The 26,538-nt window shown below is 58.5% G+C and carries 27 protein-coding genes and 1 pseudogene; 21 read left to right on the top strand and 7 right to left on the bottom strand.

Annotated elements, in window-relative coordinates; all coding sequences use genetic code 11:
* The first annotated feature begins 266 nt into the window (after positions 1-266).
* The gene (locus tag O4H31_RS16680) at positions 267-1,517 is read left to right on the top strand and encodes an IS256 family transposase (protein WP_120350724.1); all 1,251 of its coding nucleotides are present in this window, start codon (positions 267-269) and stop codon (positions 1,515-1,517) included.
* A 300-nt stretch (positions 1,518-1,817) separates the two neighbouring features.
* Here the strand turns inward: O4H31_RS16680 and O4H31_RS16675 are convergent, their stop codons facing one another.
* Positions 1,818-2,168, bottom strand: a complete 351-nt coding sequence (locus O4H31_RS16675; RefSeq protein WP_120352498.1) for an H-NS family nucleoid-associated regulatory protein — start codon at positions 2,166-2,168, stop codon at positions 1,818-1,820.
* Positions 2,169-2,338: 170 nt separating this feature from the next.
* Here O4H31_RS16675 and O4H31_RS16670 point away from each other — a divergent pair.
* A pseudogene (locus O4H31_RS16670) lies at positions 2,339-2,428 on the top strand (integrase core domain-containing protein); the annotation flags it as partial.
* A gap of 258 nt (positions 2,429-2,686) precedes the next feature.
* Here the strand turns inward: O4H31_RS16670 and O4H31_RS16665 are convergent.
* From O4H31_RS16665 to O4H31_RS16655, 3 genes are read right to left on the bottom strand one after another with little or no spacing between them, the layout of a single operon-like run.
* The gene (locus tag O4H31_RS16665; protein ID WP_120352497.1) at positions 2,687-3,457 is read right to left on the bottom strand and encodes an ABC transporter ATP-binding protein; all 771 of its coding nucleotides are present in this window, start codon (positions 3,455-3,457) and stop codon (positions 2,687-2,689) included.
* A complete protein-coding gene (locus O4H31_RS16660; RefSeq protein WP_120352496.1) occupies positions 3,451-4,512 on the bottom strand; it encodes a FecCD family ABC transporter permease in 1,062 nt (353 codons plus the stop codon). The genes O4H31_RS16665 and O4H31_RS16660 overlap by 7 nt, the downstream gene beginning before the upstream one ends.
* Positions 4,513-4,555: 43 nt before the next feature.
* Positions 4,556-5,674 (bottom strand): ABC transporter substrate-binding protein, encoded by a 1,119-nt coding sequence (locus O4H31_RS16655; protein WP_120352547.1) that lies wholly within the window; start codon positions 5,672-5,674, stop codon positions 4,556-4,558.
* Between the two features lie 125 nt (positions 5,675-5,799).
* Between O4H31_RS16655 and O4H31_RS16650 the strand changes: the two genes are divergently transcribed.
* Together O4H31_RS16650 and rpsU are read left to right on the top strand one after the other, a co-directional pair.
* A complete protein-coding gene (locus O4H31_RS16650) occupies positions 5,800-6,546 on the top strand; it encodes a class I SAM-dependent methyltransferase (RefSeq protein WP_120352495.1) in 747 nt (248 codons plus the stop codon).
* 116 nt (positions 6,547-6,662) lie between these two features.
* Positions 6,663-6,869, top strand: a complete 207-nt coding sequence (gene rpsU, locus O4H31_RS16645) for a 30S ribosomal protein S21 (RefSeq protein ID WP_120352546.1) — start codon at positions 6,663-6,665, stop codon at positions 6,867-6,869.
* A gap of 84 nt (positions 6,870-6,953) precedes the next feature.
* On the opposite strand, the gene O4H31_RS16640 is transcribed toward rpsU, so the two are convergent.
* Both O4H31_RS16640 and O4H31_RS16635 read right to left on the bottom strand, forming a co-directional pair.
* Complete coding sequence (locus O4H31_RS16640) at positions 6,954-7,703, bottom strand: hypothetical protein (protein WP_419723612.1); 750 nt, start codon at positions 7,701-7,703, stop codon at positions 6,954-6,956.
* 99 nt (positions 7,704-7,802) lie between these two features.
* Complete coding sequence (locus tag O4H31_RS16635; protein WP_132446209.1) at positions 7,803-8,078, bottom strand: hypothetical protein; 276 nt, start codon at positions 8,076-8,078, stop codon at positions 7,803-7,805.
* A 164-nt stretch (positions 8,079-8,242) separates the two neighbouring features.
* Between O4H31_RS16635 and O4H31_RS16630 the strand changes: the two genes are divergently transcribed.
* The 17 genes from O4H31_RS16630 (at position 8,243) to O4H31_RS16545 (ending at position 23,053) form a co-directional block, all read left to right on the top strand.
* A complete protein-coding gene (locus tag O4H31_RS16630) occupies positions 8,243-9,889 on the top strand; it encodes an RcgA family putative transporter (RefSeq protein WP_120352493.1) in 1,647 nt (548 codons plus the stop codon).
* Positions 9,879-10,886, top strand: coding sequence for an alpha/beta hydrolase family protein (locus tag O4H31_RS16625; RefSeq protein ID WP_120352492.1), 1,008 nt, complete (start codon positions 9,879-9,881; stop codon positions 10,884-10,886). Before O4H31_RS16630 ends, O4H31_RS16625 begins: the two co-directional genes overlap by 11 nt.
* A 566-nt stretch (positions 10,887-11,452) precedes the next feature.
* On the top strand, positions 11,453-11,821 hold the full coding sequence (locus O4H31_RS16615; protein WP_120352491.1) for a hypothetical protein: 369 nt from the start codon (positions 11,453-11,455) through the stop codon (positions 11,819-11,821).
* A 43-nt stretch (positions 11,822-11,864) separates the two neighbouring features.
* The gene (locus O4H31_RS16610; RefSeq protein ID WP_120352544.1) at positions 11,865-12,485 is read left to right on the top strand and encodes a lytic transglycosylase domain-containing protein; all 621 of its coding nucleotides are present in this window, start codon (positions 11,865-11,867) and stop codon (positions 12,483-12,485) included.
* Positions 12,486-12,556: 71 nt separating this feature from the next.
* Positions 12,557-12,877: a TrbC/VirB2 family protein gene (locus O4H31_RS16605; protein ID WP_120352542.1), complete on the top strand. Its 321-nt coding sequence runs from the start codon at positions 12,557-12,559 to the stop codon at positions 12,875-12,877.
* The gene (locus O4H31_RS16600; protein ID WP_025042451.1) at positions 12,870-13,148 is read left to right on the top strand and encodes a type IV secretion system protein VirB3; all 279 of its coding nucleotides are present in this window, start codon (positions 12,870-12,872) and stop codon (positions 13,146-13,148) included. The genes O4H31_RS16605 and O4H31_RS16600 overlap by 8 nt, the downstream gene beginning before the upstream one ends.
* Entirely contained in the window at positions 13,138-15,513 is a 2,376-nt protein-coding gene (locus tag O4H31_RS16595) for a type IV secretion system DNA-binding domain-containing protein (RefSeq protein WP_132446211.1), read from the top strand. Before O4H31_RS16600 ends, O4H31_RS16595 begins: the two co-directional genes overlap by 11 nt.
* Entirely contained in the window at positions 15,510-15,677 is a 168-nt protein-coding gene (locus tag O4H31_RS16590) for a hypothetical protein (protein WP_162931912.1), read from the top strand. The genes O4H31_RS16595 and O4H31_RS16590 overlap by 4 nt, the downstream gene beginning before the upstream one ends.
* The gene (locus tag O4H31_RS16585) at positions 15,667-16,821 is read left to right on the top strand and encodes a lytic transglycosylase domain-containing protein (RefSeq protein WP_240791657.1); all 1,155 of its coding nucleotides are present in this window, start codon (positions 15,667-15,669) and stop codon (positions 16,819-16,821) included. The genes O4H31_RS16590 and O4H31_RS16585 overlap by 11 nt, the downstream gene beginning before the upstream one ends.
* Positions 16,821-17,630, top strand: coding sequence for a type IV secretion system protein (locus O4H31_RS16580; protein ID WP_120352541.1), 810 nt, complete (start codon positions 16,821-16,823; stop codon positions 17,628-17,630). The genes O4H31_RS16585 and O4H31_RS16580 overlap by 1 nt, the downstream gene beginning before the upstream one ends.
* Before the next feature lie 17 nt (positions 17,631-17,647).
* The gene (locus tag O4H31_RS16575) at positions 17,648-18,301 is read left to right on the top strand and encodes a virB8 family protein (protein WP_120352489.1); all 654 of its coding nucleotides are present in this window, start codon (positions 17,648-17,650) and stop codon (positions 18,299-18,301) included.
* A gap of 2 nt (positions 18,302-18,303) precedes the next feature.
* Complete coding sequence (locus O4H31_RS16570; protein ID WP_120352488.1) at positions 18,304-18,999, top strand: TrbG/VirB9 family P-type conjugative transfer protein; 696 nt, start codon at positions 18,304-18,306, stop codon at positions 18,997-18,999.
* Entirely contained in the window at positions 18,996-20,375 is a 1,380-nt protein-coding gene (locus tag O4H31_RS16565; RefSeq protein WP_120352487.1) for a TrbI/VirB10 family protein, read from the top strand. Before O4H31_RS16570 ends, O4H31_RS16565 begins: the two co-directional genes overlap by 4 nt.
* Positions 20,376-20,379: 4 nt before the next feature.
* Positions 20,380-21,366, top strand: coding sequence for an ATPase, T2SS/T4P/T4SS family (locus O4H31_RS16560; protein ID WP_120352486.1), 987 nt, complete (start codon positions 20,380-20,382; stop codon positions 21,364-21,366).
* Positions 21,363-21,557 (top strand): DUF4177 domain-containing protein, encoded by a 195-nt coding sequence (locus tag O4H31_RS16555; RefSeq protein WP_047997766.1) that lies wholly within the window; start codon positions 21,363-21,365, stop codon positions 21,555-21,557. The genes O4H31_RS16560 and O4H31_RS16555 overlap by 4 nt, the downstream gene beginning before the upstream one ends.
* Positions 21,554-21,964, top strand: a complete 411-nt coding sequence (locus O4H31_RS16550) for a hypothetical protein (protein WP_120352485.1) — start codon at positions 21,554-21,556, stop codon at positions 21,962-21,964. The genes O4H31_RS16555 and O4H31_RS16550 overlap by 4 nt, the downstream gene beginning before the upstream one ends.
* Positions 21,965-21,976: 12 nt before the next feature.
* Complete coding sequence (locus tag O4H31_RS16545; RefSeq protein WP_120352484.1) at positions 21,977-23,053, top strand: type IV secretion system protein; 1,077 nt, start codon at positions 21,977-21,979, stop codon at positions 23,051-23,053.
* A gap of 218 nt (positions 23,054-23,271) precedes the next feature.
* Here the strand turns inward: O4H31_RS16545 and O4H31_RS16540 are convergent, their stop codons facing one another.
* The gene (locus O4H31_RS16540; protein WP_162931911.1) at positions 23,272-25,917 is read right to left on the bottom strand and encodes a TrlF family AAA-like ATPase; all 2,646 of its coding nucleotides are present in this window, start codon (positions 25,915-25,917) and stop codon (positions 23,272-23,274) included.
* Positions 25,918-26,538: the final 621 nt, after the last annotated feature.

Genomic DNA, 26,538 nt, shown 5'->3' with positions numbered 1-26,538 from the left:
CACCAGGGCGCCTCAGAACACCCTGCGCAGTAATCAGCTAGGGTAACAGCCTTACAAGCGCCACTCAGTATTCAAAGAAAGTTTGGGAACATGAGCGGGCACTCCGATGACCTGAAAAGCTCTATGATCACCTAAAAGCTCAGAGCAGACCGTTAACGAGATTGCTTTTTAGAGAAACGTGCGAAAGTTGGTGATGCCCTGAGGGGCGGCATATCATGGCGGTGTTCAGACGCCGTCGATTCTCTGCTGAGAAAAGGATATGCCACATGTCAGAGTCTACCATCACCCAACTGCCCGATCCATCGGGATTTAGCGCTGATCCGTTCACGGATGTCATCCGCGATGGCGCGCGCAAGCTGATCGAACAGGCGGTCCAGGCCGAGCTGGCCACCCTCATGGCGGCCTTTTCCAATGAAAAGCTTCAGGATGGGCGGGCACGTCTTGTCCGTCATGGTCACCTACCGGAACGCGATGTGATGACCGGCATTGGTCCGGTGCCCGTGAAGGTGCCGCGGGTTCGGGATCGGGGTGCTTACGAAGACAAGATCACCTTCACGCCCAGCATCCTGCCGCGTTACCTGCGCAAAGCGAAATCTATCGAAGAACTCCTGCCGTGGCTTTACCTCAAGGGCGTGTCTACGGGCGATTTTACCGAGGCGCTTGAAGCGCTGCTGGGCCCGAATGCCAAGGGTCTATCCGCTAAGACCGTCACGCGCCTGAAAGCCGATTGGTGGCAGGACTACGAGGCTTGGCAGAAACGCGATCTTGGCTCGCGGCGCTTTCTCTACATCTGGGCAGACGGTGTCTACTTCAAGCCGCGAATGGCTGAGGAAAAACAATGCGTTCTGGTAATCGTGGGTGCTGATGAATATGGCCGCAAGGAACTTCTGGCCATGACCGATGGCTTCCGTGAAAGCACCCAAAGCTGGCGCGAGGTGCTGCTTGATCTCAAGCGGCGTGGCCTGAAACAGGACCCCAAGCTCGCCATCGGGGACGGTGCCCTGGGGTTCTGGACAGCCCTGCGCGAGGTGTTCGCCACGACGCGGGAGCAACGCTGTTGGGTCCACAAGACCATGAACGTGCTGAACGCGATGCCGAAATCTGTGCAAGCCAAGGCCAAGGGTCATCTGCACGACATCTGGCAGGCCGAGACAAAAGCCGAAGCCAACGTCGCCTTCGATTTCTTCGTCGAAACCTACGGCGTGAAATGGGACAAGGCGGTCACCAAGCTGGTCAAGGACCGGGATGCGCTGCTGACCTTCTACGACTATCCGGCGGAACACTGGAAGCACATCCGGACGTCAAACCCGATCGAGAGCACCTTCGCCACTGTCCGGCACCGCACGAAACGCACCAAAGGATGCCTCAGCCGCACGACCGGGTTGGCCATGGCCTTCAAGCTAATGATGTCAGCGCAGAAGAAATGGCGCAAACTCGATGGACAGAACCGTCTGCCCGAGATCATCCAAGGGGTTGAGTTCCGCGATGGGATCCGCCAGCTTCAAACTGCCGCCTGATCAGGCATCACCAACTTTTGCCCATATCTCTGCTTTTTAGAGGTACTTGTTGTGGCCCGTCTGTAGCTGTCCTGTAGGCCTAATGAGGTCATTCTGTAGGCGCCTTGTAGACGTGACGCTGAAGGAGGATTTCTCTCCCGAGACCTTATGCCTATCGGTATAGACGGGGTGGTCGAAATGCAGGTAGCTGCGCATTAGGGAAAAACCAATCTGAAATGCGCAGCTAACCATCAGTCTCGCTCCCCGGATGTCTAGTTACTTTTCGGTCCCGAGATAGTTGAAATTCTAGGTTTCCACCGGTCAGATACGCATAGCATCGGGTGCAGTGCCGCTCTCGACCTGACTACGGAACCAATTTGGCTGTCGGCCCTTACCTGTCCAGGTCTGTTTCTTATCGTCTGGGTTGGCATACATTGGTTTTGAGGGCTTCGAAGTTTTCTTAATCTTGGCCCGCTTTTGCGCAGGAGCTGAGGGTTGCGTCTCTGAAATTTCGCCTAAGGAAAATCCAAATTCTGCGGCCGCTTTAGTAGCAGCTTTTCTTGCCTCTCGCTGATCTCTGTTTCGAGCCGCCTGCAATGCCTTTTTAACATCAGACAGAAGCCTCTCGAGCTCTTTTCGCGACATTGCCTTCAGGTCATTTTTCGTAAACATACCAGCCTCTATTTCAGATACGCCCCATATATGTATCAATAGGCATTAACGTCGACCCTCTAAAGTACATAGGTATCAGTATTTCTCTTTTCCGGGCAAAGTGGCTATAGCACTGGATATGAGGTTTCCCGGTTACATACATGGGGCCAGATCGTAGGCGCCGTCCTGCTCAAGGCAATCCTTCAATCGGGTCGTTCAACGGCAGCCTGCGCGATGAGCTGCTGAATGAGGAGATATTCGACACTCTGGACGATGCGCGGCTGGCCACGCTGCCTCAGCGAGGGACAGAGCTTACCCGTTCCAAGGCAAAAGTTCATGGATGGGCGGTGGATATCTACCAATGCCCGTCTTTCTGATGGGCTGTTCGATCGTTTATCGATGGCCCTATGTGCGCGTACGAAGTTACCCCCGCCTTTTTATCGGTCTGTGATACCGGCCACCGCCGCGAGCACAATGACGAAAAGATCCGTATCGTTGAGGAAAACTGCCTCTTTTGAGACTTCTTTCCGGGCGCACCGTCAAACGGTGATCGGTTGGCTCTTAGCTGGCCCATCGACGATCATCATTGCGCAGCCTCGCGAGCAGCGCTCAACGCGGCTGTTGATACCATAGAGGCGGCGGATCATCGCGGGTGTGAGTACTTCTAGCGTCGGACCGGTGGCGAGGATGCTGCCCTCGCCCAAAGCGATGGTGGTCGTGCTGCACCGCATCACCTGATTTAGGTCATGCAAAGCGAGGATCATCACAGCTCCGCTTTCAGCGGCATAGGATTGCAACGCCTCCAATACCTCGTATTGCCGGTAAAGGTCGAGCGCGGAGGTGGGCTCGTCCATCAGGATAACCTGTGGCCGCGTCACCAGCGTCTGTGCGATCGACACAACCTGACGTTGCCCGCCGGACAGTTCCGGCAACTGCCGCTCAGCAAGTGCGGTGATGCCCAATCTGGCCAAAACGTCGTTCACGGCCGTCAGCTCGGAAGCCGAAAGGCGCCAGCCGCCCCCACCCTGCTTCAGCGCGAGTATGATGGATTCGTAGACCGTCAGCGCTGCATTCATCCCCGTATCCTGAGGCATGTAGCGCAAGTCGTCCGCGGCTGCACCGCTGAGGCGCACAGTTCCTGCCCCCCGCATCTGACCTGCGATGCGCCGAAACAGCGTGGACTTACCAGCCGCATTGGCTCCCACAAGAGCGGTCAAGCTGCCTCCTCGAATTGGCGGTGTTGTTGCCTTGCTGAGGACCTCGTGCCGACCATAGCGCGCACCGAGGTTTTCAAGTTGCAGCGTCACCATGCTTTACGCCCCTTGGTCAGAATAAGAGCGGCAAAGAAGGGAACGCCCACCAATGCCGTGATAATGCCAATGGGCAGGACAGCGCCGGGCAGCAAGGCCTTCGAGAGCACAGATGTGGCCGAAAGGATCAGCGCGCCAGCTAACATCGCTCCAGGCAGGAAGAACCGTTGATCTTCACCCAAGAGAAGCCGTGCCACATGTGGACCGACAATGCCGATGAAACCAATCGTGCCGACGAAGGAAACCGGCACGGCCGCCAAGAGCGAAACGAGAAACAAAGCCTCCAGTCTCAGCCGACGCACCGGCACACCCATTGCCGCCGCGCGCGCTTCACCCAGTCGAATGGCGGTCAGGGCCCATGCCCGGCGAGCAAAGAGCGGCACACAGAGCGCGAGGACCACCGCCGTCACCGCCACCTTGCCCCAAGTGGCTTTGGTGAGGCTGCCCATGGTCCAGAAGACCACAGCAGATAAAGCCTGCTCCGAGGCAAAATATTGCAACAGCGCCAAGGCCGCATTGAAGCTGAAGACCAGTGCAATGCCCAGAAGGATAATGGTTTCGACCGTCACGCCCCGTAGAGTGGACAATCCAAAGATCAGCAAAGCGGCTGCCATCGCCATCAGAAAAGCATTGATCGGCACCATCAGGGAAATCGCCGCCGGAAAGAGTGCGACCCCCAACACCATCGCCAACGCCGCGCCAAAACTGGCTGCTGCCGAAAGGCCGAGCGTGAAGGGACTGGCCAACGGGTTCGCCAGGATGGTCTGCATCTGCGCCCCGGCAAGCGACAGGCTTGCCCCGACCGTCACCGCGAGCATGGCCATCGGCATCCGAATGTCCCAAACGACGACCCGCATCTGCACATCCGCATCGGTTGGAGAGACGAGGGTCCGCAGCACATCTGCCACCGAATAGCGCGCCGGTCCCAGTGATACGTCCACCGCGACAGAAAGTATCAGCAAACAGGCCAGCAGAGCCAGAATGAAGATACGTCGCGTCACCAGCCCGCGGTAGGCGAACGCGGGTGCCGTAGTGTCGGATGTGATACTGGTCATTGATCTGCCTTATTCGACAAGAGGGCTGCGCTGCGCGCCCTGGTTACTTCAGTGAAACCCAATATCCAGGACGGTAGTCGACGGGCAGGAACCGCTCGTGAAGTTCCTTAAGTGTTGCCTCCGCGTCGAGGTCGGCAAACAACTCCGGGTGCAACCATGTCGCCAGCCGTTGGACGGCGACAAAGCTATAGGGCGAATTGTAAAACTGATGCCAAATCGCGTGAACCTCGCCTGCCTCGACGGCCTTAACACCGGTAAAGGCGGGACGCTCCATCAAAGCTTGCAACTTCGCACGGGCCTGCGCTTCGTCCGAGCCTGGCCCGACGCCAACCCATGCGCCACCGGGGACGTAGGCTTCCCAATTACCGCCGGTGACTATGATTTGATCGGGGTTGGAGGCGATCACCTGCTCCGCGTTCACCGTACCAAATGTCCCGGGGATGAACGGGGCAGCCATGTTTTGCCCACCCGCCAGTTCGACCATGCGACCGAAGTTGCCGCTGCCGAATGACATGCAGCAATCCTCGGAGTAGCCCCCTGCCCGTTCGACAAATACCAAAGGACGCTCCAGATCGTTCTGCGCATCGATCACGTCTGTGACACGGGCGATCTGCTCTTGATAGAAGTCGTTGAAGTCAGCGGCACGCTCTTCTTCGCCAAACAATTTACCGATGATTTCCATCGACTTCGCGGTGTGTTCAAACGGCTTTTCGCGGAAATCAACATAAACGATAGGGATGCCGACCTTGGCGAGTTTTTCCTCATAGCCTGCCTCATCGGTAGCCGCCTTGGCTTCGAGGTTCATGAACATCACGTCAGGGGTCAGGGATACGGCCTGTTCAATATCGAATGTGCCATCCTTGAAGCCGCCGAAGGTCGGAATATCAGCGATCTCGGGGAATTTTTCAGCATAGGCCTCATAGCTCTCGGGCGCGGCCTCACGGAAATCGTCCCGCCACCCCACCACGCGCTCGAATGGGTCTTCGCCGTCCAATACGGCCGCAAAGAAAATTTGCCGCCCTTCGCCGAGAATTACCCGGTCCACAGGTGCTTCGAGTGTGACTTCTCGCCCTGCAATATCCGTTATGGTGATCGGGGCTGCAAAGGCAGGAGCGGAGAAAAGACACAGCGCACCGGCGCTCAAGGTGTAGCGAAGGGACATCAGGAGACCTTTATGTTTGAACTGGCCCATCGCCTATTAATTCCGACTTAAATCGTCAAGTTTTAATATTGACAAAAATTGTCGTCTTTAACATGGAAGTCATCGACCCGTCTTGGAGCAGACCTATGACCCAACCGCTTGGCAGCAACCGTGATCTACGCGATGAGATCCGCGACTACTGGTCGGATAGAGCGGCCACTTTCGACGCCGAGCCAGGCCACAAGATTGGGCAAGGTGAAGAACAAGCAGCTTGGCAGGCGCTTGTCCAAAAACACCTCGGACCTGCCGCGGGGCGCCGACTGCTCGATCTGGCGTCCGGAACGGGAGAGATTGCCCGCCTGTGCCACGATCTTGGTTATGCGGTAACAGGTCTCGATTGGTCCGAGCCCATGCTCGAGCGCGCCCGCGCCAAAGTTCCGGCCGCAGTTTTTATGCAGGCTGACGCGGAGCGTACCATGCTGCCCAATGCAAGTTTCGATGTGCTCGTAACCCGCCACCTTGTATGGACCCTCGTCGATCCGGCTGCGGCCTTCGCAGAATGGAAGCGCGTTTTGGTTCCGGGTGGACAGCTGCTGTTGGTCGATGGTGATTTCGTCACCCGTGGCTGGGTTGCGCGCACCCTGGCTCGGCTTTCTCCACGTCGGTCCCAGAACATGGATTCTCGTCATCAGGAAATTCTGTCGCAAGTTCATTTCGCTCAAGGCGCTCGGGCGCAGCAAGTTGCTTTCCTGTTGGCCGAGGCAGGCTTCAAGGATATTCGCATCGATACCGATCTTAGTAAAATACATCGCGCACAGGCACGACAGCTCGGCTGGCGCAGGTCTTTGATCCGTCACAGTGAGCATCGGTATGCTATCAGCGCAAAGATTTAAGCGGAGGGAAGGACGAGCGCTTGTCTCACAGGCATCTCGATACACAAATTGCTCTTGCAACCAGCATGGTCCTGTTCTCTAGTAATTTCTCGTTCATGAATAATGGTGTTATCCATATGCAGGTCAGTGTCCGCGATAATAATGTCGATCAGGCTCTTCGGGTTTTAAAGAAAAAGCTTCAACGCGAAGGCGTTTTCCGCGAAATGAAGCTCAAGCAGCACTTCGAGAAGCCTTCTGAGAAGAAAGCTCGTCAACAAGCGGAAGCAATCCGCCGGGCTCGCAAAGCGGCGCGCAAGCGCTTGGAGCGTGAAGGCGTGATGTAGGTCTACCGATACACATCACTCAGAAAATTGCCCTTCGGCGTGAGTTCCTATCTAAAACAAATGGCTTTTTCCCGACTGGGCTCATTAGTTGACCTGCTCGTAGCCATATTTGCCCTCGTAATCCCGCCACTCGACGAATACCGAACGGTGGCGGATGCTCGGACAATTATCGCCCCACCTCTCCAGCCCCACATGATCTTTCGGCAAGGTTCCGATCGATGAACGCTGCCAAGAGAAGTCTCCTTGAACGCCATAAGTTCCAAGTACAACGACCGCGCTCCGCTCGCAGTCCCCCTCGCTACCTGCCTCATATTGTCGAGCGTTCCGCACATCAAAGATTCGTATCGAGCGCACGAAGTTAAACTCCGGACCGCTGATGTCGATGTCGGCGCGTTCTTGACCAAGCGTAATAGAAAAGTCACTGCTCTTATCACCCGTTTCAACCCTTTCCGCCGGGAACACGCCCGTCGATGACAGGCCGACTTCCTGAGATCGGGCAACGGTAATCGTCTGGAGCAGCGGATGACGCGGTCTATCGAACAGAATGTCGAAGATACGGCCGCCATTTTTACCAGTGCCATTGAGTTCATGGGATGCTCTCATCGGACAACGCCATATCTGCAATGGAGGCTCTACTGGCCAGGGGGTTATTCTTCGAATGAATTCCGCGCGGGCGCGTGAGCATGGCACTGATGCGGGCCAACCCCCTGAAAGACAGAGGAGAATCGCGCAATCGATCGGATAGGTTTGCGCCCTAACCCGCTCGGCCGTTCCGAAGAAAGACGTGGAGCCAAGAGCGACAAGGACGACGAAACGAGTAAGCGCTTTGGGCATGAATACTCTCCTACAGTTTTGGCAGGTTGACGGTCTCTCTAGATATTTTATATTCATTGCGCCAATAGTATATTTTTGAAAGACCTGCTCCGATGACTATTAAGGCCTGCTAATTTGGGTATGCTCGCCGCCACTCGAAAGCGCTTCGAGGTACTCGATCACTTTCACTGGTGTCGACGATTTTGCCTCTGCCAGCACTTCGGGATGAAGCGGCGGCTCGATAGAACCGGCAGGTACCTGCTCGTCCAGCCAGAGCACCGACAACTCAGAGGAATCCCACAGGTATACCCATCCAACCGTGCGCTCCCGATCATTTCCAAACAATCGGGCTATGGGCTCTGCTTCTTCTTTCAACAGTCTCACCGCTTTCTTCATTCCAGTTTCCAACCACCAAGCAGGATTTCGATCACGTCAGACATTCTCTGGCCCAGTAGATGGCGATCGAATCACACTGCCTGTAGTTGCACTGTCGTGAGCCGCGAAATCACGATACGAAGCGAACGCCAGCGAAATAGAACGAAACGAACAACGGTACGTCCTTGATAAAAAATGGAAAATACTTCGTTCCTCCGTTGGATGACGGAAGTGACTTCAAGGAGTTGTTCAGACGGTTGAGCGCAGCGGGAGCGGGTCGGCCTATTGACAAAGATGGGATACCCTTGGGGCCGTGGACAGCCGAGCTACTTGCCACCGCAATTACTCAGATCGAAGCCAACCGGTCCGGGATCGAGCTGCGAACGGTGCAGCTTTGGTACCAAGACAACGAGAAAGGAATCAGCACCGAGAACATTCGATGGCTAGCAAGGGTGTTTGGGTGTGATGATCCGAAGGCGACCAGTGAATGGCAGACGGAGCTAAGTGCGGCCCGGACACGATTGGTAGCCAGGAGGCGAGCGCTGCGTGCGGGGCCAGACGGCCACGATGCGCATAGTCCTCCAGATACGGTTCAGAACGCGGCAATCGATGTTGATACCGTGGTTCCGTCACCGCTGGCGCACAAAGGTGAGGTTATCTCGCCGAGGCGGGGATTTAGCTTGGCGAGAACATCGGAGGCCGTGTTCAACCGGGGATCCCCTTTGGATTTGTCGGCGTCGGTGTTCGCAGGGGCAGTGGCCCTTGGATTTTCCTCTTACTTTTTGGGCATTCACAGCATTGTTTTTCCGCAGGCGAATGGTGTGATTAAGCAGGTTGGGTACTTATGGGCACCGAACTGGACACTCCTCTTCATGGTGCTCATGCCGCTATACTTCGTATTCGTGCGGGACTTAGTGGTCTTTTGGAGGGGTACAAGGCGGTCACTGTTAAGTCCTGAAGGTGAAGGAATCGCGAATGACGACATGTGGGTGCGAAAAGTCGCGACCTTTTCGGTGACGTATTGGGCGGCCTTTCTTGTTTGTTTACCTATAGCTACGGTTCTTCAGTGGATCGATAGGTGTTTAGGCCCATTACTGACCCGCGATACCGGCAACTACCCGGTGGAATGGGCTCGGATGGCGATTGAGCGCCCGCACGTCATTTCAATACCGGAGGCGGTCGCGTTCACCGGGTTCGCCTATCTCTACATGGGTGTGGTATTTTTTCTCTTCTTTGCAGGACTCATTTTGCTCTTCACAATAGCGCACGATTCTTGGGAACTTGGACGAAAGTCTGAATCGTGGGTAGATGGAGAATATCAATGTCAGCCTAATCAAGTCGGTCTCAAAATCATGCGTGGGATTTTTCGGTGCTGTATTTTAGGACTCTTGATTGCCATATGCATGAAGCTCCAAAGCACTTTTATGCTATCAAGTGAATCGACCATAACGGGTTGGTTGGCTAACGATTTCCTGTCAGTCTTGGGAAATCATGAGAAGGCAAGCGACTGGCTCGAATACAGCATGCCGACAAACTATAGCAGCCTGCTGATCGTATTGGCGACCTGCACTGTGTTTCTCTATGGGCTCATTCGAGTCCACGCCGCCTTGCGTCAGCAAGGGCACATTGGACATGGTCGAAATCAGAGAGAATTTAGAATCATGTTGGCGCGCGTCGCCCTGCTGGTCATCGTCTACGTGCTGATCGGTGCGGTCGCCGGTTTCTCGATCTTGCTGTGCATCGGGCTGCTGTCTGCAATCTACGGCCTGATTTATCCAAGCATCGATACCTGGCGGGCGACTAACCAAGGAGACAAACAAAGTGTATCATAGCTGGCTTGACCATTGGGATGAGCGACGAGCAGAGCGCGGGGACGAAGTAAAGAGGCCGACCGACTTCGCTCTGGACACTGAACTTGCCTTCCCTGGCTCCGGGCGTCCGGCAGGTATCGAGGCCTTTTGTAAACTTGCAGAACAGGCTGTTGAGGACCCAACCTATTTCGATGAACCAGATAACAACGACTTGGTCGTCGAACGCGAAGGAGAGTGGGTCAAGTTTCCTTCAGGAATTTCTACTGACGTCGCAGAGAACAATGTCGTCTGGGCGAAAGTAACAGAAAGCAGGTCATTCGACCAAGCATTGATTGTGTTTCACCATTGGAATGCAAGCGCGCGGTATCAACAGATCGCCAACTTTTTCGCCCGGCGCGGGATTACGGTTGTCGAGATAGCACTGCCGTATCACTTCGAACGTAGCCGTCCCGGCGCCGTTTATGCCGACTACATGCTAAGCCCGAATCTCGGACGGACGGTTCAATCCGTGAGACAGGCGGTATGGGATGGCCGAAAGCTCATTAGATGGCTGAAGGGGCAAGGTTATAAAGAGATTTCTGTACTCGGAATGAGTCTGGGTTCCTGGGTTGCCGGGTTGATTGCCGCCCATGACAAAACTGTTTCAAAAGCTGCGCTATTCCTGACGGCCGGAAGTCTTGCTGACATGGTGTGGACCGGGCGCGCAACGCGAACGATTTGCGAGAGCCTTCAACCCGTGATCGAATTGGGGGACCTCAGAAGGGCTTGGGGACCACTAAACTTGGTGAACCATGCGCATCATCTTGCGCGGGACAATCTCGAATTAAATGTGGTATTGGCCAAACGAGACAAGGTGGTGCTGCCGGAGCTTTCTGAACGGCTGATACAAGGGCTTAAGGACGCCGGAGCCGAGCCCAGCATATTGGAACTAAATTGCGGCCACTATTCGCTGTCCATGCCGCCCTACATTGTGTCGGCCGGCCGAAGCGTGGCTCGCTTGTTGAAACCCGACCCCTAAGCCGCTGACGACGGGGCTCGAACGGGTCTCGGCTGAATTTCGCTCGTAGTCCAGTTATCGAATTCGGAACCCGCGCGACTCGGACCAAAAGTTTCGCCCCGAAGTTATCGGTGAAGCGAGCCCAAGAAGCGCCCATATTCCTCGCTGACTTCGCGCGCTTCCTCGAAGGCGCGAGCACGCTCCTCGTCGAGGCAGCGAAAATAACCTGTACGTCACGGAAGTAGAGTTCGAAGTCATGACGGAGGATGTCCATAAATTCCGTGGCAACCTTCGGATCTCTTGGAACAAATGGCCGAGGCGGGGGGATGCATGGACCGGCGAGCGCCGGACAACCGACGAGCGACAGCAGAACGAATGTGCGCATCAAAGGTAGGATGCGCAACCGAAGGTAGCAAAAGCCGCTTAAATCCTTGAACGAGTGCATGTTACGTGCCTAAAGGTATCAGATCAACGTATACCGCGAAAATTATAATATACTATTGCGGTCATCAGTATACTATCGTAACCCTAGGCATCAAGTAGGAGTGCCCGGGTGTTGCGTCTTTAGAGAAAGCGTGAGCCGGGCCATGAACTGGGACATAGAAGCACCAAATGTGGTTACGGAAGCTAGGTTCCGCGAGCTCGTGGAAAGCGGCTATAGCGCAGAAATCCTGTGCCAGGAGTCGGCACACAAGAAAGGCCCCAGCTATTACGGGGTCTGGATCATGCGTGTTGCCTCTGATGACGGGGTGGAAAAGCTCCTCGTCACCGCCCGCACGCGGACGACCTACAACGATATCAAGATCCGTGAGTTCAAAACGATCTCTGGCGTGGTGTCATTCTTCATTGGCCTTGGCTTTGCGCATGTCGACCTGCCCCTTGAGGCGGGTACAAGCCGTACGCATAAACTCGCCCCGCCAGACAAAGCCCCATCAGACAAGGGCGCTGGCAACTAAGTTCGTCTGTCTCTGGCTGGTCGCCGCGCCAGCCTCAGCGCAAATCGTTCTGGTCATGGAGGGCGACGGCTCTCTGACCCCGTCGCGGTCTCAGAGCGGTTTTGCCCGGAACTACAATGACGGCGTTGGTCAGGGATCGGCGTCCGATGGTTTGGCCATTCTTGGTGAGACGGAAGCAGCGCCCAAACCTGACGCGCTGCAGCTTGCGGCACTCGCCCAGCCAGCACCCCTGCCCCGCGCGGACGTTCTCTTAGGCATCGAGGCAACGGCCCTGCGCTATGCCAATCATCCTGGTTTGCGCCGCGCGGAGCTCTCCGTGAGGGATTGGCTGGCTCTCTACCGGGCCAACATCGAGGTTGAGAGCGCCTACCGGCAGGATGCGATCTCAACCGCGGGCGCCATTGGTCTGGGTCAACTGATGCCAGCAACCGCGCGTGATCTCGACGTCAATCCGGAGGACCCGATGCAGAACCTCGACGGTTCCGCCCGCTACCTCGCGATGATGCTCGAGACGTTCGGCGATCCGCGCCTGGCGCTGGCCGCTTACAACGCCGGACCCGACGCCGTGCGCCAATATGGCGGCATTCCCCCCTACCGAGAAACCCAGAACCATGTGGCCCGCGTGATGGCGGTGGCCGCCCGATTGGAAGGATCAAATTCATGATGTCCCAACCTTTTTGGAAATCATTCCTCAAAACACTTATCGGCAATGTCACGAGAGCACGCAGCGCGGCAGTGCATTGGCGATACAACTTTTTCCAAACAAGTTGGTTTTCAAACCTCTTTGTCGCCTCGCTGGCGCTATTTCTGGTGATTGCCGAGCCCGCCCTAGCACAGAGCATCGACCTCTCCCCGATCCAAAGCTTGTTGCAGGGCATTGTCGATGCGCTGACCGGACCTCTTGGTGTGGTCATCGCCACACTAGCGGTCCTCGGCGTTTTCTTGAGCTGGTTCTTCAACATCATCGATCTGCGCCAGGCGCTCTGGGTCCTCGTCGGGATCGCCGGTGTTGCGGCTGCCCCCACCATCGTTGCCGCGGTCTTCGCCGGTGGCTGAGCGCGCGCCTCTCTTCCTCGGCCTCGTGCGCCCGCCCAAGCTTCTGGGCCTGCCCATCATGTATGCGATGGTCTGGCTCTTCGGTTCGGTGCTCTTGTTCGTCTGGGTCCAGCACATCGCGGTACTGGCTGTCGCGGCCCTTCTCTACCCGGTGCTTTGGAAGGCCGCAGATTGGGACCCGCGTTTCATCGACGTGATGATGACAGCCCTGCAGGAGACACCGCCCACGCGCAACAGGTCCATCCATGGCGGGGACAGCTATGCCCCGTGATGACGCCCGTGATGCTGCGCTCGATGCCCGCACAATGACGCCAGACTGGTATGCGCGCGAGACCCGGCTTGCGCATATGCTGCCCTATGTGAGCCTCGTCGACGACCAGACCGTGCGGACCCGGGTGAACGAACTCTTCCGCTGCATTCGCCTTGAGGGGATCAACAGCTACACGACGGACGATGCCTATCTCGACAAGGTGACGGCGCTTTTTGCTCGCATCGTCGCGCAACTCGGGCCAGAATTCAGCTATTACGTCCACAAGGTCTCCAAGGCCATCAAACCTGATCTCGACCCCATCCGTGAGGACAGCTTCGCGGGCGAGGTGGACCGGCGCTGGCGCGCGAAATTCGAGACCAGCGAGCTGCGCGACAAGACCCTGACGCTCACCGTCATTCACCGCCCGCCCCCGAAAAGCCTCCTGCCGCATCTCGGCCGCAGCGCGCCGGACCGGCTGAAGGAAGAGACCCGCAAGCGTCTCCAGCGCCTCGGTGAGGCCGTGAACGTCTTCCTGTCCGGCCTCGCAGAACTCAAACCGCGCCTCCTGTCGGCTGCATCGGGGGAGTTGGTGGGGTTTCTGGGCGCGCTGAACACAGGCACCGAGCTGCCGCTCTACCCTGCAAACACCTACGGCTTTTTGTCCGTCAACGTCGCCAATACCCGCGTGACGTTTCACGGAGACCATTTCGAGCTTTCCGAAGGCGTCGTGGGCCATCGCTACGGCAAGAGCTTCACCATCGGAGAATACTCGGAAGGCACCTCCTGCACCATGTTCGACATGCTGAACCTGCCGGTCGACATGATCGTGACGCACTCCTTCACGCCGATCAATTCGAACCTCATGGCGGGCCGCATCAAGCGGCAAAAGCGCCAGATGCAGGCCAGCCAGGACGCAGCCCTGTCGCTCCTGGAAGCCCTCGACATCGCCGCCGATGATCTCGAGGCCAAGCGCCAAAGCTTCGGCGAGCATCACATGGTCGTGACGCTCTTTTGCGACACGCTCGAAGAGCTGCAGACGCTCAGCGCCGAAATCGTGAACGCCGCCGCAACCGAAGGCGTGAAGATGATTGGCGAGCGGGTCGCGGCCAAGGCGCATTACCTCAGCCAGCACCCCGGCAACCAGTCAAAGCGCGTCCGCGCCAGCGCCGTCACCAACCGCAACTTCGCGGATTTTGCGGCCTTCCACCGGACACAGCTCGGCAAACCTGCAGCACTTACCCCCTGGGGCCGGGTCGTCACATATTTGCCCACGCCGGAGCAGAGCGCCTACCGGTTTTCCTATCACGAGCAAGGCTCGCCCGATAAAGAACCCACCAGCGGCCATACCCTGATCATGGGGCGGCCCGGGTCAGGTAAGTCTGTGCTTTCGGCCTTCTTGATGACCCAGGCCCGTCGCGCGGGCGCCCGGGTCTTCGTCTTCGATTACCGTCTTGGTATGGAGATGGCGGTCCGCGCCAATGGCGGGCGCTACGCGTCCCTGAACGCCGGTCAGCCCACGGGCCTCAACCCGCTCTGGACAGAGACCGATGCCCGCGGCACCGCCTGGCTCTCGGACTGGCTTGCCACCTTGCTCTACCGCGCTGACAAGCCCCTGACCCCGGCGCAGACCAATCGCATCCAGGAGGTCGTGCGCCAGAATGCCCAGGCCACCAATCCGGCCCTGCGGAACTGGCGGGATTTTGCGTCGCTTTTTGTGTCCACCGATGATGGCGGCGATCTGCACCAGCGCCTGCTCGAGTGGACCGAAGACGGCCGCTATGGCTGGATCTTCGGGCAGAGCCTTGAGGACACGTTCTCGCTCAAAGGCGATGTGGTGGGCTTCGATCTGACCGGCATTCTCGACAGCGAGGCCGACAAGGAGCGGATGGCGGTTCTCTCCTATCTTTTCCGCCGGGTCGAACGTGAGATCGAGGATCGCCACCCCACCATCATCGTGATCGACGAGGCCTGGAAGGCCCTCGATAACGCGTATTTCGCCGAACGGCTGTCGAACTGGCTGGTGACCGCGCGCAAGCAGAACACCGTCGCCGTGATGATGACGCAATACGCCAGCCAGCTCGAGCGCACCCGGACCGGCAAGACCATCGTCGAAGCCGTTCCGACACAGATCCTGCTGCCCAATATCCGCGCGCAGCCTGCGGATTACGCCATGCTGAACCTCACGGAGAAGGAACTCGACGTCCTTCTCAACACGGGCAGCAACAGCCGCCTCGCACTGATCCGCGACGATCAGGGCTCCATTGTCGTCGATGCCGATCTGAGCGCCCTTGGGCCCAATCTCACCATCCTTGGCGGCATGGAAAAGGGCGAAGCGCTTGTCGGCGCCGATTACCGCGACCGCTCGGACTTCTGGAGGCTTTCATGATCCGTACCCTGTTTCTTCTCACCGCGCTCGGCGCACTGGCCTCCTGCACCCAGTACCGGGAGCCGCAGGCGAATTGCTTCACCTTCCTTGCGTCCACGGCACCCGTCGCGCCTGATTGTGACTTCACGCCCCTTGGCACCCCGGAGGGCGACATTGAAGTCTAGCCTGCCTCATATCCTCGCGTTTTGCCTGCTGCCCGGTCTCGGCTTCGCCCAAGGCGTGCCGACCAACGACAGTGGGCTGACCGCGCGAGACATCGTCGAGACCGGCGACCGCGAGGCTGACTTGGCCGTTCAGGCGGACAAGCTTGCCGTGCGCGAACTCATTGCCGAGATCGACCGGGAGCAGCTGGAAACCCTGCAACGCATCCTTGATGCCCATACCAGCTTCGGCGGTCAGGGCTTACCGGCTATGGTCTCGGGGCTGGAAAGCGGCAGCGGGGATCCGGCCCGGTCAGTCGAGGCGGTCTATGGCAATGCCGACATCGACCCCAATCCCGGCGGTGCGCAGATGTTCGGCGACGCCGCCGAGAACATCGAGCAGCTCATCATCCGCGTCGCCCAGGAAACCAGCGGCTTTGCGGGTGTTGGCCGCGCAGGGCTCTCGCCCGTCCAGTGGCGCGCGTTGCTACAAGCGCTGATCTGGCAGGAAAGCCGCTTCACCATCGGCGCGCGTTCGCCGGTCGGGGCCTTTGGCCTCACCCAGATCATGCCCGGCACCGCCAGCGATCTTGGTATCAACCCGGAATACTACGACAGCCCTTACCTGCAGGTGCATGGCGGCGCGCGGTATCTCGCGACCCAGCTCAACACCTTCGATGGCAACATCATCAACGCGCTCGCGGCCTATAACGCGGGGCCGGGCCGAGTGTTCGAATATGGTGGCGTGCCGCCCTTTGCCGAAACCCAGCATTACGTTCAGGTCATTCCCGAACGCTATAACCACTATTTGACCCGTATCGGCGGGATCGATGCGCTTGGCACGATCGATCCGGCGCTTCTCGCCAATGCCAACCTCTCGCTCACGGGTCATGGGGCGGCCTTTTATGGCAGCAACTCACCAGCCGCGATCCGCCAAGCCGCCCTGCGCATTTCCGACATCGTCGAACGGATTTCCGAGACTGAAGACGTGCAGGAAAGCATCGCACTCAACACCTATGCCCGCGCCGAACTCGTGCGCCTCGTCGCTGCACGCATCCGGCTTCAGGCGGCACGCACCCGCGTCCTTTCTGCCGAGGAGTTGGCCCAGGCCAGCGCCCGCATGGCCGAAGGCGCGTTCATGGATTTTACGATCAGGGAGATTGAATGATGGGACATCTGCTCTTGAGGACGGCCTTGGCCACAACGCTTGGGATTGGCCTGCATCTGGACGCCCTATCCCCTGCCCTCGCGCAAGGCGTGCCCGTCGTCGACACCCAGAACATCACGCAAAATATCCAGCAGCTCCGGCAGATGATCGAGGACGAGATCCTGCAGAACGAGCAGCTGACGCAGCTCCGCGAACAGCTTGCCACGCTCACGGACCAACTCGCGGAGCTGCAAAGAACCTACGAGGCCCTCACCCGCCTCGCCGAGCTTCCAGAAATCATCCGCACCGAGATGGAAGACGAACTCAATGGCCTACTCGACCAGGAGTTCGGGGACATCCTCGCCACGATTGAGGCGATCAAGACGGGGGATTTCTCCGGCCTGTCCGGCTCCGGCGCAGGCGAGATCGAAACCCAGATGGACCGGGTGCTGGCCGACCTCGGCTTTGACGAAGACACCCTCTCGGAAATGGCCGCAAGCGGCAATCCCGGGGCCAACCGCGTGGCGACGCAGGCCACCACCGGCGCGCTCGTCTCAGCCGCCGCCCAGAACAGCTATGAGGATGCCGGCCAATCGCTCGAGCGGGTAGACCGCCTTGTCGGGCTCATCGACGACATGGACGAACTCAAGGAAAGCATCGATCTCAACACGCGCGTGACCGCGGAGCTCGCCATTGCGCTGGTCGCCATGTGGCAACTCGAAGCCATCCAGACCGTGGGCGATGGCACCGGCGGCGTGATCGATGCCGCCACCATCGCCGAAGAGCAGCGCTTCATGGATTTCACCTTGCCGGACCTCCGGGCAGACTAATCGTGGGGGCATGACGGGTGGCGACTGAACAAGAAATCATCGAGGAAGAACTGGTCTATGGTGCTTTACGCCGCGAACGGCTCTGGCAACGCCTTGGCCTGATGGGCCTTGTCTTCGGTATCATCGGCTGTCTGAGTGCCGCGGCTGTCTCGATCCTCGATGTCGACCCGCCCCCCGTCGTTGTCCCCTATGATCCCGCCACTGGTTTTGCCCTGCCCGAGGCGTCCGTTGGGGCCACATCCGTCACCGCCAACCAGGCGATCATTGAGGCGGAGGTGTTCCGCTATGTGGCCGACCGGGAGGTCTATAACCAGCTCGACAACGATCTGCGCATCCGCAGCGTCCTGCGTCGCTCGGACGGAGCTGCCGAGAGCGGGCTGCGCCAGATCTGGAACAGCGCCAACGAGAATTACCCGCCGACGGTCTATGGCCCCAATGCTCGGCTCGACGTGGAAATCCTCAGCATCAACCGGATCGGAACCAACCGCGCGACGGTCCGCCTGCGCAAGCGCCTGACGTCCATTAACGGCACCCAGACCGGCCTCTTCACTGCGACGCTTCTCTTCGAGTTCCGCCCGGAGACCCGCCGCTCCATCGATGAGGTCTGGACCAATCCATTCGGCTTCACCGTTCTCGAATATTCCATCCGCTCCGACAGATTGGAGAACTGACGTTGTTGTTTATAAGATCGCTTATTTTTGTCATTGCCCTGTTGCCCGGCCTCGCCTCTGCCGAAGCCATCCCGCGTGGCGGTCCCAACGACAGCCGAGTGCGCTTGGCCACCTACCAGGAGGGTCAGGTCTACCGTCTCAGCGTGTCGCTCACCCATGTGACCACCATCGAGTTCGGCGAGGGCGAAAGCATCCGCTCGATCATCGCGGGCGACACCGAGGGCTTCGAGATCGACGGCGTCCCGGGCGGTCAGGCCTTCGCGATCAAGCCTGTGGCGCGCGGGGTGCATACCAATGTGACAGTCTATACCAACCGCCGCAGCTACTACTTCAACGTCCAGGAGGTCCGCAGCCCAACCTTCTACGTGGTGCAGTTCCGCTATCCGGAGGACGATGCGCGCCCGACCCGGGCCATCGCCGCCCAAGCGCCGAACTACAACTACGGTGCCAGCGCGCGGACCGAGTTTACGCCAACCCGCATCTGGGATGACGGGACGTTCACGTATTTCGCGTTTCCAAGAAACGCGCCTGTGCCCGCGATCTTCCGCTACGCGGGAGCCCGCGAGCGCACGGTCAACACGCAAACTCCTGAAGACGGCGTGATCCGCGTCAGCGGCGTGAACCGCCAATGGATCCTGCGACTTGGCGAAGAGGTGGTCTGCATCGAGGCGATCCCGCCCGCGGAGGCCACCTCTTGAGCGATACCGAGAACACCGAGCTGGAAAGGCGCCTCGCCGCCCTTGAGAAAGGCAGTGCCCGCGCGCCCATAGCGGCGCAGCGCCGGTCGCCCCTTCTCGCGCTGGCCGTGGTCTTCGTCATCGGCGCGGGTGGTGCCCTGCTTTATCTCCTCTCACAGCCCGACGAAGAGGAAGCCTTGCCGACGGCCACTCCGGACGTCTTCCAAAACGAAGGGGATGGCTTTGGCGCTATCGAGACCTTGCCCCCGCCCGAGCCCGAGGTTGTGTTCGCTGGACCAGACCCCTTCGAGCCCAACGCGGAGCTTCTGGCGCAGATCACCGCCCTGCAGGCCCAGATCGAGGAGTTGCGCAACGCCCCTGAACCAGTTGTCGAGGAAGACACCGCCGCCGCAGAGGCAATTGACGCGCTGACTGCTCAGATCGCGGCGCTACAAGCCGCCTCGGAAGCAGCACAGCAACGATTTCAGGACGAACTGACGGCGCGGGATCGAAGCCTTGAGCAACTCCGCATGGATCTGGAACTGGCCCAACTCGAGGCCAGCCGACCCCAACCCGCGCCAACGGGCCCTACGGAGGATGAGCTGCGCGCACGTGAGCAAGAGCGACTGCGCCGTGAGGAAGAAGCCCGGCGCATGGCCGAGCTGGAGCGCCGCGCCGCGGAGGAACGCGCCTTCCAGGAGCGGCGCATCGTCTCTCCCACCATCGCTTTTGGTGGTGCCTCCGGAGCGAATGAAACGGCTCTGACCGAACGCACTTTTGGCGAGGTGACGGATTTCGTCCTGAACGGTGCGCTGCCCTCCACGGTGACGCAGGCCGAGGTGATCGCCAATCCTTCCAACACCATCATTCAGGGCACAATGATCCAGGCCGTCATGGAAACCGCCCTCGACAGCTCGCTACCCGGCCAGACCCGTGCCGTAGTGTCCGAGGATGTCTACAGCGTCGATGGCGCGCGCCTCTTGATCCCCCGCGGGTCCCGTCTCATCGGGCGCTACCGCGCTGGCGTCGATATCGCGCAGCGCCGGGTAACCATCGCCTGGGACCGGATCATCCTGCCTGACAATCAAACTATCCAGATCAGCTCCTTCGGGGGCGATGAACTTGGCCGTTCGGGTGTCACCGGTTTCGTGGACACGCGCTTTGCCGAGCGTTTCGGGTCGGCCGCCCTGATCTCGCTGATCTCCGCGGCACCTAGTGCCGCCGCCTCCGAGGTCCAGGATGAGACTGCCGCCGACGTTCTCGAAGACGTTGGCGATGATCTGGCAGATGCCACGGACAGCGTCATGGGCGATTACCTCTCCATCGGCCCCGTCATCTATGTCGACCAGGGCGCGCGCGTTACTGTCATGGTCGACCGCGATCTGGAGATATTCTGAGCCCATGTCGCTGAGCTATCTCGAAACCTCGCTCGACCGGATCGACGCCGCCGCCCGCGACGATGTCATCGAGATCTGCATCAACCCCGACGGGACCTGTTGGGGCGAATTCCAGGGCGATCACTTCATGCGCGCACTGGACCAGAGGCTGACGAGCGTTCAGGTCAGGGACCTCGGCAACCAGATCGCGTCCTCTGCCAATACCACGATGAGCAAGGACCGCCCCATCGTCTCGGTTTCGATCACCTATAAGGGTCGCCCGATCCGCGCGCAGGTCATCACCCCGCCCGCCGTGCTGTCAGCCATGTCGATCAGCTTGCGGTTCTTCTCGAGCCTGCCACTCGAGGGAATTGCGCTCGATTTCCTCTACGGAAAAGAGCGCAAGCTCGAAGACCTGCGCGTCGAAAAAAAGCGCGCCTTGCGCGCCGTGGTGGCCGCGGGTTTGATCGATGATGCGCTCGCCTTCTGCGTCGCGAACAAACTCAACATGATCGTCTCGGGCGGCACCTCCACCGGCAAGACCGTGGCCGCGCGCAAGATCCTCTCTCACGTACCAGCCGAGGAACGCATCGTCACCATCGAAGAAGCCGCCGAGCTTCTGCCGACCCAGCCAAATGCCGTGACCCTCATCGCCAATCGCGACGCGGAATTCCAGACCGCCGATGTGCTTCTCACCGCCACGCTGCGCATGCGCCCCGACCGGATCATCCTGGGCGAGGTGCGCGGCAAGGAGGCCATGACCTTCCTGGAAGCCATCAACACCGGCCATGGCGGGTCCATGACCACACTGCATGCCGAAACCCCGCAACTCGCCGTGCAGCGGCTCGCGATCGCGGCACTCAAGACCGAGATCCCGATGACCTATGCCGACATGATCCAGTACATCGAGAATTCCATCGATGTGATCATCCAGGCCGGTCGCCATGACGGTCGGCGCGGCATTACCGAATTCTACCTGCCCGGCGCAACTGAGATTGGAGCTTCCCCATGAAGACCTTTGAATACGATATCTTGTCCTTTCCCATGACCCGCAAAACCAGCCTCTCCGACATGCAGGCCAGCCTGAACGAGAAGGGCGCAGACGGGTGGGAGGTGGTGTCGATCAGCACTTCGGAATTCGCCAATATCGGGCACACCGTTTTCCTGAAACGCGAAACCACACCCGCTGGAGCCACGGCATGAGGCAGGCGCAGCACCTCGCCTTGGCCGCACTGGCCCTAAGCCTGACGCCTGCCTTCGCCGTTGCCGAGCGCGACCTGGTGCCAACCCTCGATCGCAGCTTTGACGTCTGTCCGGACCGGCCCGCCGAGCCCATCTGGATGCAGGAGATCCCCCTGCGCCAAGCCTATCAGCGGGTTCTGGTTCAGGACATCTATCGCGCCCAGAACCTCGAGCGGGTCGTCGAGATCGGCAACTGCGACTGCGCGACCCGGTTCCCGTCCTGGGACGCGGCCGAGGCGATGTTTCGGGAGAGCTACGCGAGCGACGAACGGTGGGAAATGCTCGAAGCCTCGGAAGGCTACAATCGCCGCGCCAACGCCGCCCGAACTGCCGCCAAGGCCATCTGCGACGCCGCAGGCAATTGGTAAGGCAATCCCGCGATGAGTGTCGTCACCTACTTCGTTGAAACCTCCCAGGCCTATCTCGACACCGCCGCTGAGACCCAGTTTGGTGCGGTTGCGGCAACGGTCGGCACGCTCCTGGTTTTGGGGACAACGTTGGTGGTGATCCTCGTCGGAATCAACATGATCTATCAATACCGGGCCATGGATGGGCACACAGCCTTCTGGCTCGCGGTCAAGATCGGGCTCATCGGGATATTCGCGACCAACTGGATGCAGTTCAACGCGTTCTCATCTGCCATTCTCTATGGGATCGACAGTATCGCGGGCGCGCTTGTAGCTTCAGTTGGCGGCGGCAGCCCGGGCCCTTCAGGCACCTTCGCGGAGGAATTCGACCGGCTGATCGCGGAGCTGGGCGACTATCTAAACGCTGCCGGGTCCGAGCTGAACTGGATGGCTGGCGCCATGCTTGACATAGTCGGTGTGCTTCTACTCTCAATCCTCGGCGGACTGGCCGCCTTCATCCTCGTGGCCTCCCGACTGATGATCGCGCTTCTGATCGGGATCGCCCCGGTGATGATTTTCCTGACCCTCTTCGAGGTGACCAAGGATTATTTCGCGCGCTGGTTATCCGCGCTTATCTCCTTCGCGATCTACCCTATCGTGGTCGCAGGGGTCTTCGCGACCATCACCGGGGTGGCCTCGGCTCTCATAGGCGAGTTGGGTGATCCGGAAGGGGCTTCCAACATCGGCGCGCTCATACCCTTCTTTATGATGGTGCTCATGGCCAAGGGCTTCATTATCGCCACGCCCTTCATCGTCCGCGCGATCTCCGGCAACATCATGATGCCCGCCCTCTCCGGAGGTCTCGGCGGCGGCTACAGCTTTGCCCGCGCCGCCATGGGAAGCCAGCAGGCCTACAATCGCTACCTCATCGGCGGGGCCAGTGGCGCAGAATACGCAGCCCTCAGGGCGCGGCAGTTCTTGGGCGTGCAGCAAATGCCAGCGCGGCAAGGCATGGGGCAGACGGGTTCCGGAGGCGGCACAGGATCCGCAGACTCGGGATCAAAAATGCTGGCGCAGCTTGCGAGACTGGGACGGCTTGGACGACGGTGACGGCCCAGTCCGGCCGTTCACCGAGTTCACTTTCGCTGTGCTGCGGCTACACCGAACCGATCATCTATGGCGGTGTGCAGCGTAGTCGGGAAAGCCAAGTGTGCCAGCGCTGCATTCGGGCCTCCGAAGTGGCCGCTCACAGCCGAGTGCAGCAAAAACCGGAGGCGAATGTAGCCGAGAATAGAGTGGTGAAGCGTTTCGTGTTCTTTTAGATATGGTCAGACGGCACGGGCTTTCCAGATTTGATAGATTGTCTTGCGGCGCTCAAATGCCTCCGGGCCGCCCTCCATGATGGAAATGACGTTGGACTGACAGGACTTATCGTCGATATTGCCAACCGATATGGCGATATCATCATCGCTGGCGCTGCATGTGGTGATGGTCTCGGCATCGCCAAGCACCGGAAAATTCGCGTTATGTGTCGCGAAGATGAATTGCTGGTTTGGCTTGATCCGCCGAAGCAGCTTGACCACCTCCTCGTAGACGGTCTGGCTATCAAGATCATCTTCCGGCTGGTCGATGAGCAGAAGATCATTCCCCTTCTGGCTAAGCAGGAAGAGCATCATCGCGGAGGCGCGCTGACCAAGAGAATGCGACAGAAGTGCTTTGCCGTGATACGTCACCGCATAGCTGTTAGGCACCTGATAAGAGATGAGTGCGTAGAGATTTGCTATGAAGCGCTTTTTGAAGTCCTCGCTTTTTCCCTTCGCGTGAGCACAAGCCTTTTCGAGGTCTTTGAAAATCTCGCCAAAATCGGAGTAAGCCTCTGCAAGTGCATTATAATATTCCCTGCGAAGATTATTGCCTCGAAGTAACCCGTCGATATGGGTCGTGAAGGCGTTGCGGTCTCCCTTGAACGCTGCATTTACTCTCAATGATCCTTGCGATTCGTTGATGATTTTCAGCGCCGCCGCGATTAACTTGAATTCATCGTGCCAGGCATCATTCAGCGATGTCATGGCGATCAAGACGGCTTCGAGCCTTGTTTTTTCCTTTCCCGTCCGCTTGGCCAGCTCGGCGATTTCAGCTTCAAGCTCCTGCTTGCGCTGCGTAAGCTTGATATAGGCATCCGGCTGGATCGAGGTAACGCCCTGTTCGTCCAACGCTTTGACCAGTTCCCGCTCGGTCTCGGCAAATTCTTCCTTTAGGCCGTCGCGCACGCCTTCAAGCTCTTGGCGCAGTTCATCCAGATCGCCGGACTTGGTCTTGATGGTGGCAGCAAGAGCCTTGGCTGTCGCAACCGTGCCTTTTAGCTCTTCCACCTTGGCTGCGTAGCGCGTGAAGAAATCAGCATTTTGATCGGAGGCATGAACTTCTATCAGCTTGAAATCTTCTTCGGCCTGGGTTGCAGCATCATCAATCGTCTTGCGCCAGGCCGCAGCCGTCTCGTCAATACCCTGACAGTAGGTCAGGTCCTCGCTATAGGCCAATTGCTTTTCAAGCTTGTCCTTGATGCCATGCTTGTCGAATTGCTCCAGGTTGAATTCAACATCCTTGAGTTCATCTTCCAGCGCTTGCTTGTCCTCCGCATCGCCGCGGACAGAATTGAAGCTCTCTATAGCCGACTTTAGTTCGCCCGCGCGTTCCTCGATCTTTTGCCGCACACCCTTTAGGCTATCGCCCATGAGCTTTTCGACAAGATCGTGCCCGAAGCCCTTTCCAGCAGCGGAGAGGTCCTTCTGCCCGAAGTAAAGCGGCTTGGCGATGATCGTCTCCTTAATGGAGACACCGGGGCGCAGCACGCCATCGACATAAACATCCGGCAAATGCCCCCAGATGCGCCTTACCTCATAGCGACCGCCATGCCGATCGGTCGCTTCGACAATTACCTTGCCGCCGCTTTTCAGAACATGGGGCAGGAGCTTATCCTTATATTCCTTGTCCTGTGCCTTTTCGCCAAAGGGGATATCAAGTGCGTAGCGCACGCTTTCCAGGATAGAAGATTTTCCGCTGCCCTGAATGCCAATCAGACAATTCAGATGCGGAGAGAAGGTAACACGCCTACCATCCAGCAACCCGCCTTCAAAGCGAACGGCGTTGATGTGGGAATGGCCTATGGACGGTATATCCGGCGCAACGCGGAAAGCATGATCAGTCAGGGCAAATTTCACCGCATCGAAACCAACATCGCCAAGCTTCAGATAAACCTTCTTACCTTTGCCGATTTCAGAAATTTCTTTTGCATCAGAGCCTTCCACTTCGGCTGGATAGTGATCGCCCCACCAGCGCTTGACCTTCGTGCGGCAAACGCCATCCTGCTTGTCATGGGTGCGGACCTTCTGGAAGCCAAGGGCATATTTTTGAATGAGCGGCTCAGCGGCAAGTTCGCCCATTCGCCCGCCGCTTAACTCCTTCCACAGGCCACTATTGGCCTCGACATGCGCGAAGATAATGAAGAAGTCGCGGTTGTAGGATTCCAGTTTTCTGAGCGTCTCGATCAGGTCATCATTGCTACGTCCGTTTTCCTGCTCGTATTGCGCGGGAACCTTCCCAGCAAACGCTACGCCAAGAAATTGGTTGATGTAATCCTGACCATCGGCCAACCAAGCTTCGGAAAATACCACGAGTGTGTGAACGCCGTTTGCGCCGTCCTTGACGGATAGTTCCACGCCGGGGAGCACACCGATACCGAATTTGCGCGCCCTCTTGCGCAGAGCCTTGAATTCTTCCAAGTCAAATTTGTTGTGGTTGGTGATGACGGCAAGGCGTGTTCCGTTAGCTTCAAGCGCCTCGACATAGCTGGCGACGAAACGGTCAGCGTCGCCGTCATAACGAAATTCCTTATCCGCTTGAGTGTGCAGGTGGAAATCTGCCCTTACCCACTTCGTGCCATGCTCGAAGAGTTTCTGAAGTGCCTCACTCATTCGCTACGTCCCTGTGATCAATTAGTTTTTCTTCCCAATGAGACCACGCAATGCGGGTCTCTGTAAAGTTAGGCGCTGACTGGCCCGCGGTTGGCCAGAACGGCGCGCGGGCGGCGGCAGTGTGACTTGCCGTAGGGTGCAAGCGCGACTACGTCCGAGCGGTCGCTGCAATTGTGTTGCAGGCCCTTAGAGGAAGTCGACGTTATACCCGTTAGGTGGTCATGAATCCGTTGCCAGCGGCAATCAATCTGAATGGCTGGTCTCACGGTTAGGCTGCGGCTGCAATGCCGCGGCGCCATGAGGCCGCTTTCCGCCCTGCGTTTCAGAGTTTGGCGCGATGCTGCGCCAGACGCGCGGGACTGCTCTCAGCGCTTTGCGGTCTTATGCCCAAACGGCTGCGACCGTTAAGGTTCAGACTTAGTCAGAATTAACCGGCCTTTCCGTCCCGAGACCCGCCATCCTACGTGGAAGTGATCGGCCTGCGAGGTTAGAAGGGCGAATTAACGAGAACCCTCTTTCATTTTTTTGCGGGGGGCTTGCTAGATTTGCTAGGTTTGAGGGACGGTGTGTTCCCTGGTGTGGTTTTGTTGTCACGGCGTCGCTGATCTGGGGTCCCGGTTG

Source organism: Sulfitobacter dubius, from assembly GCF_027214245.1.
GTDB classification, from domain to species: Bacteria; Pseudomonadota; Alphaproteobacteria; order Rhodobacterales; family Rhodobacteraceae; genus Sulfitobacter; species Sulfitobacter dubius_A.
This window is presented reverse-complemented; position numbering and strand designations above follow the sequence as displayed.

Coding starts and splice junctions, on each gene's coding strand:
- O4H31_RS16545 (WP_120352484.1), top strand. CDS start 21,977: ATGAGTGTCGTCACCTACTTCGTTGAAACCTCCCAGGCCTATCTCGAC.
- rpsU (WP_120352546.1), top strand. CDS start 6,663: ATGCAGGTCAGTGTCCGCGATAATAATGTCGATCAGGCTCTTCGGGTT.
- O4H31_RS16580 (WP_120352541.1), top strand. CDS start 16,821: ATGGGACATCTGCTCTTGAGGACGGCCTTGGCCACAACGCTTGGGATT.
- O4H31_RS16655 (WP_120352547.1), bottom strand. CDS start 5,674: ATGTCCCTTCGCTACACCTTGAGCGCCGGTGCGCTGTGTCTTTTCTCC.
- O4H31_RS16550 (WP_120352485.1), top strand. CDS start 21,554: ATGAGGCAGGCGCAGCACCTCGCCTTGGCCGCACTGGCCCTAAGCCTG.
- O4H31_RS16650 (WP_120352495.1), top strand. CDS start 5,800: ATGACCCAACCGCTTGGCAGCAACCGTGATCTACGCGATGAGATCCGC.
- O4H31_RS16660 (WP_120352496.1), bottom strand. CDS start 4,512: ATGACCAGTATCACATCCGACACTACGGCACCCGCGTTCGCCTACCGC.
- O4H31_RS16590 (WP_162931912.1), top strand. CDS start 15,510: ATGATCCGTACCCTGTTTCTTCTCACCGCGCTCGGCGCACTGGCCTCC.
- O4H31_RS16595 (WP_132446211.1), top strand. CDS start 13,138: ATGCCCCGTGATGACGCCCGTGATGCTGCGCTCGATGCCCGCACAATG.
- O4H31_RS16615 (WP_120352491.1), top strand. CDS start 11,453: ATGAACTGGGACATAGAAGCACCAAATGTGGTTACGGAAGCTAGGTTC.
- O4H31_RS16675 (WP_120352498.1), bottom strand. CDS start 2,168: ATGTTTACGAAAAATGACCTGAAGGCAATGTCGCGAAAAGAGCTCGAG.
- O4H31_RS16665 (WP_120352497.1), bottom strand. CDS start 3,457: ATGGTGACGCTGCAACTTGAAAACCTCGGTGCGCGCTATGGTCGGCAC.
- O4H31_RS16560 (WP_120352486.1), top strand. CDS start 20,380: ATGTCGCTGAGCTATCTCGAAACCTCGCTCGACCGGATCGACGCCGCC.
- O4H31_RS16540 (WP_162931911.1), bottom strand. CDS start 25,917: ATGAGTGAGGCACTTCAGAAACTCTTCGAGCATGGCACGAAGTGGGTA.
- O4H31_RS16635 (WP_132446209.1), bottom strand. CDS start 8,078: ATGAAGAAAGCGGTGAGACTGTTGAAAGAAGAAGCAGAGCCCATAGCC.
- O4H31_RS16640 (WP_419723612.1), bottom strand. CDS start 7,703: ATGCCCAAAGCGCTTACTCGTTTCGTCGTCCTTGTCGCTCTTGGCTCC.
- O4H31_RS16555 (WP_047997766.1), top strand. CDS start 21,363: ATGAAGACCTTTGAATACGATATCTTGTCCTTTCCCATGACCCGCAAA.
- O4H31_RS16680 (WP_120350724.1), top strand. CDS start 267: ATGTCAGAGTCTACCATCACCCAACTGCCCGATCCATCGGGATTTAGC.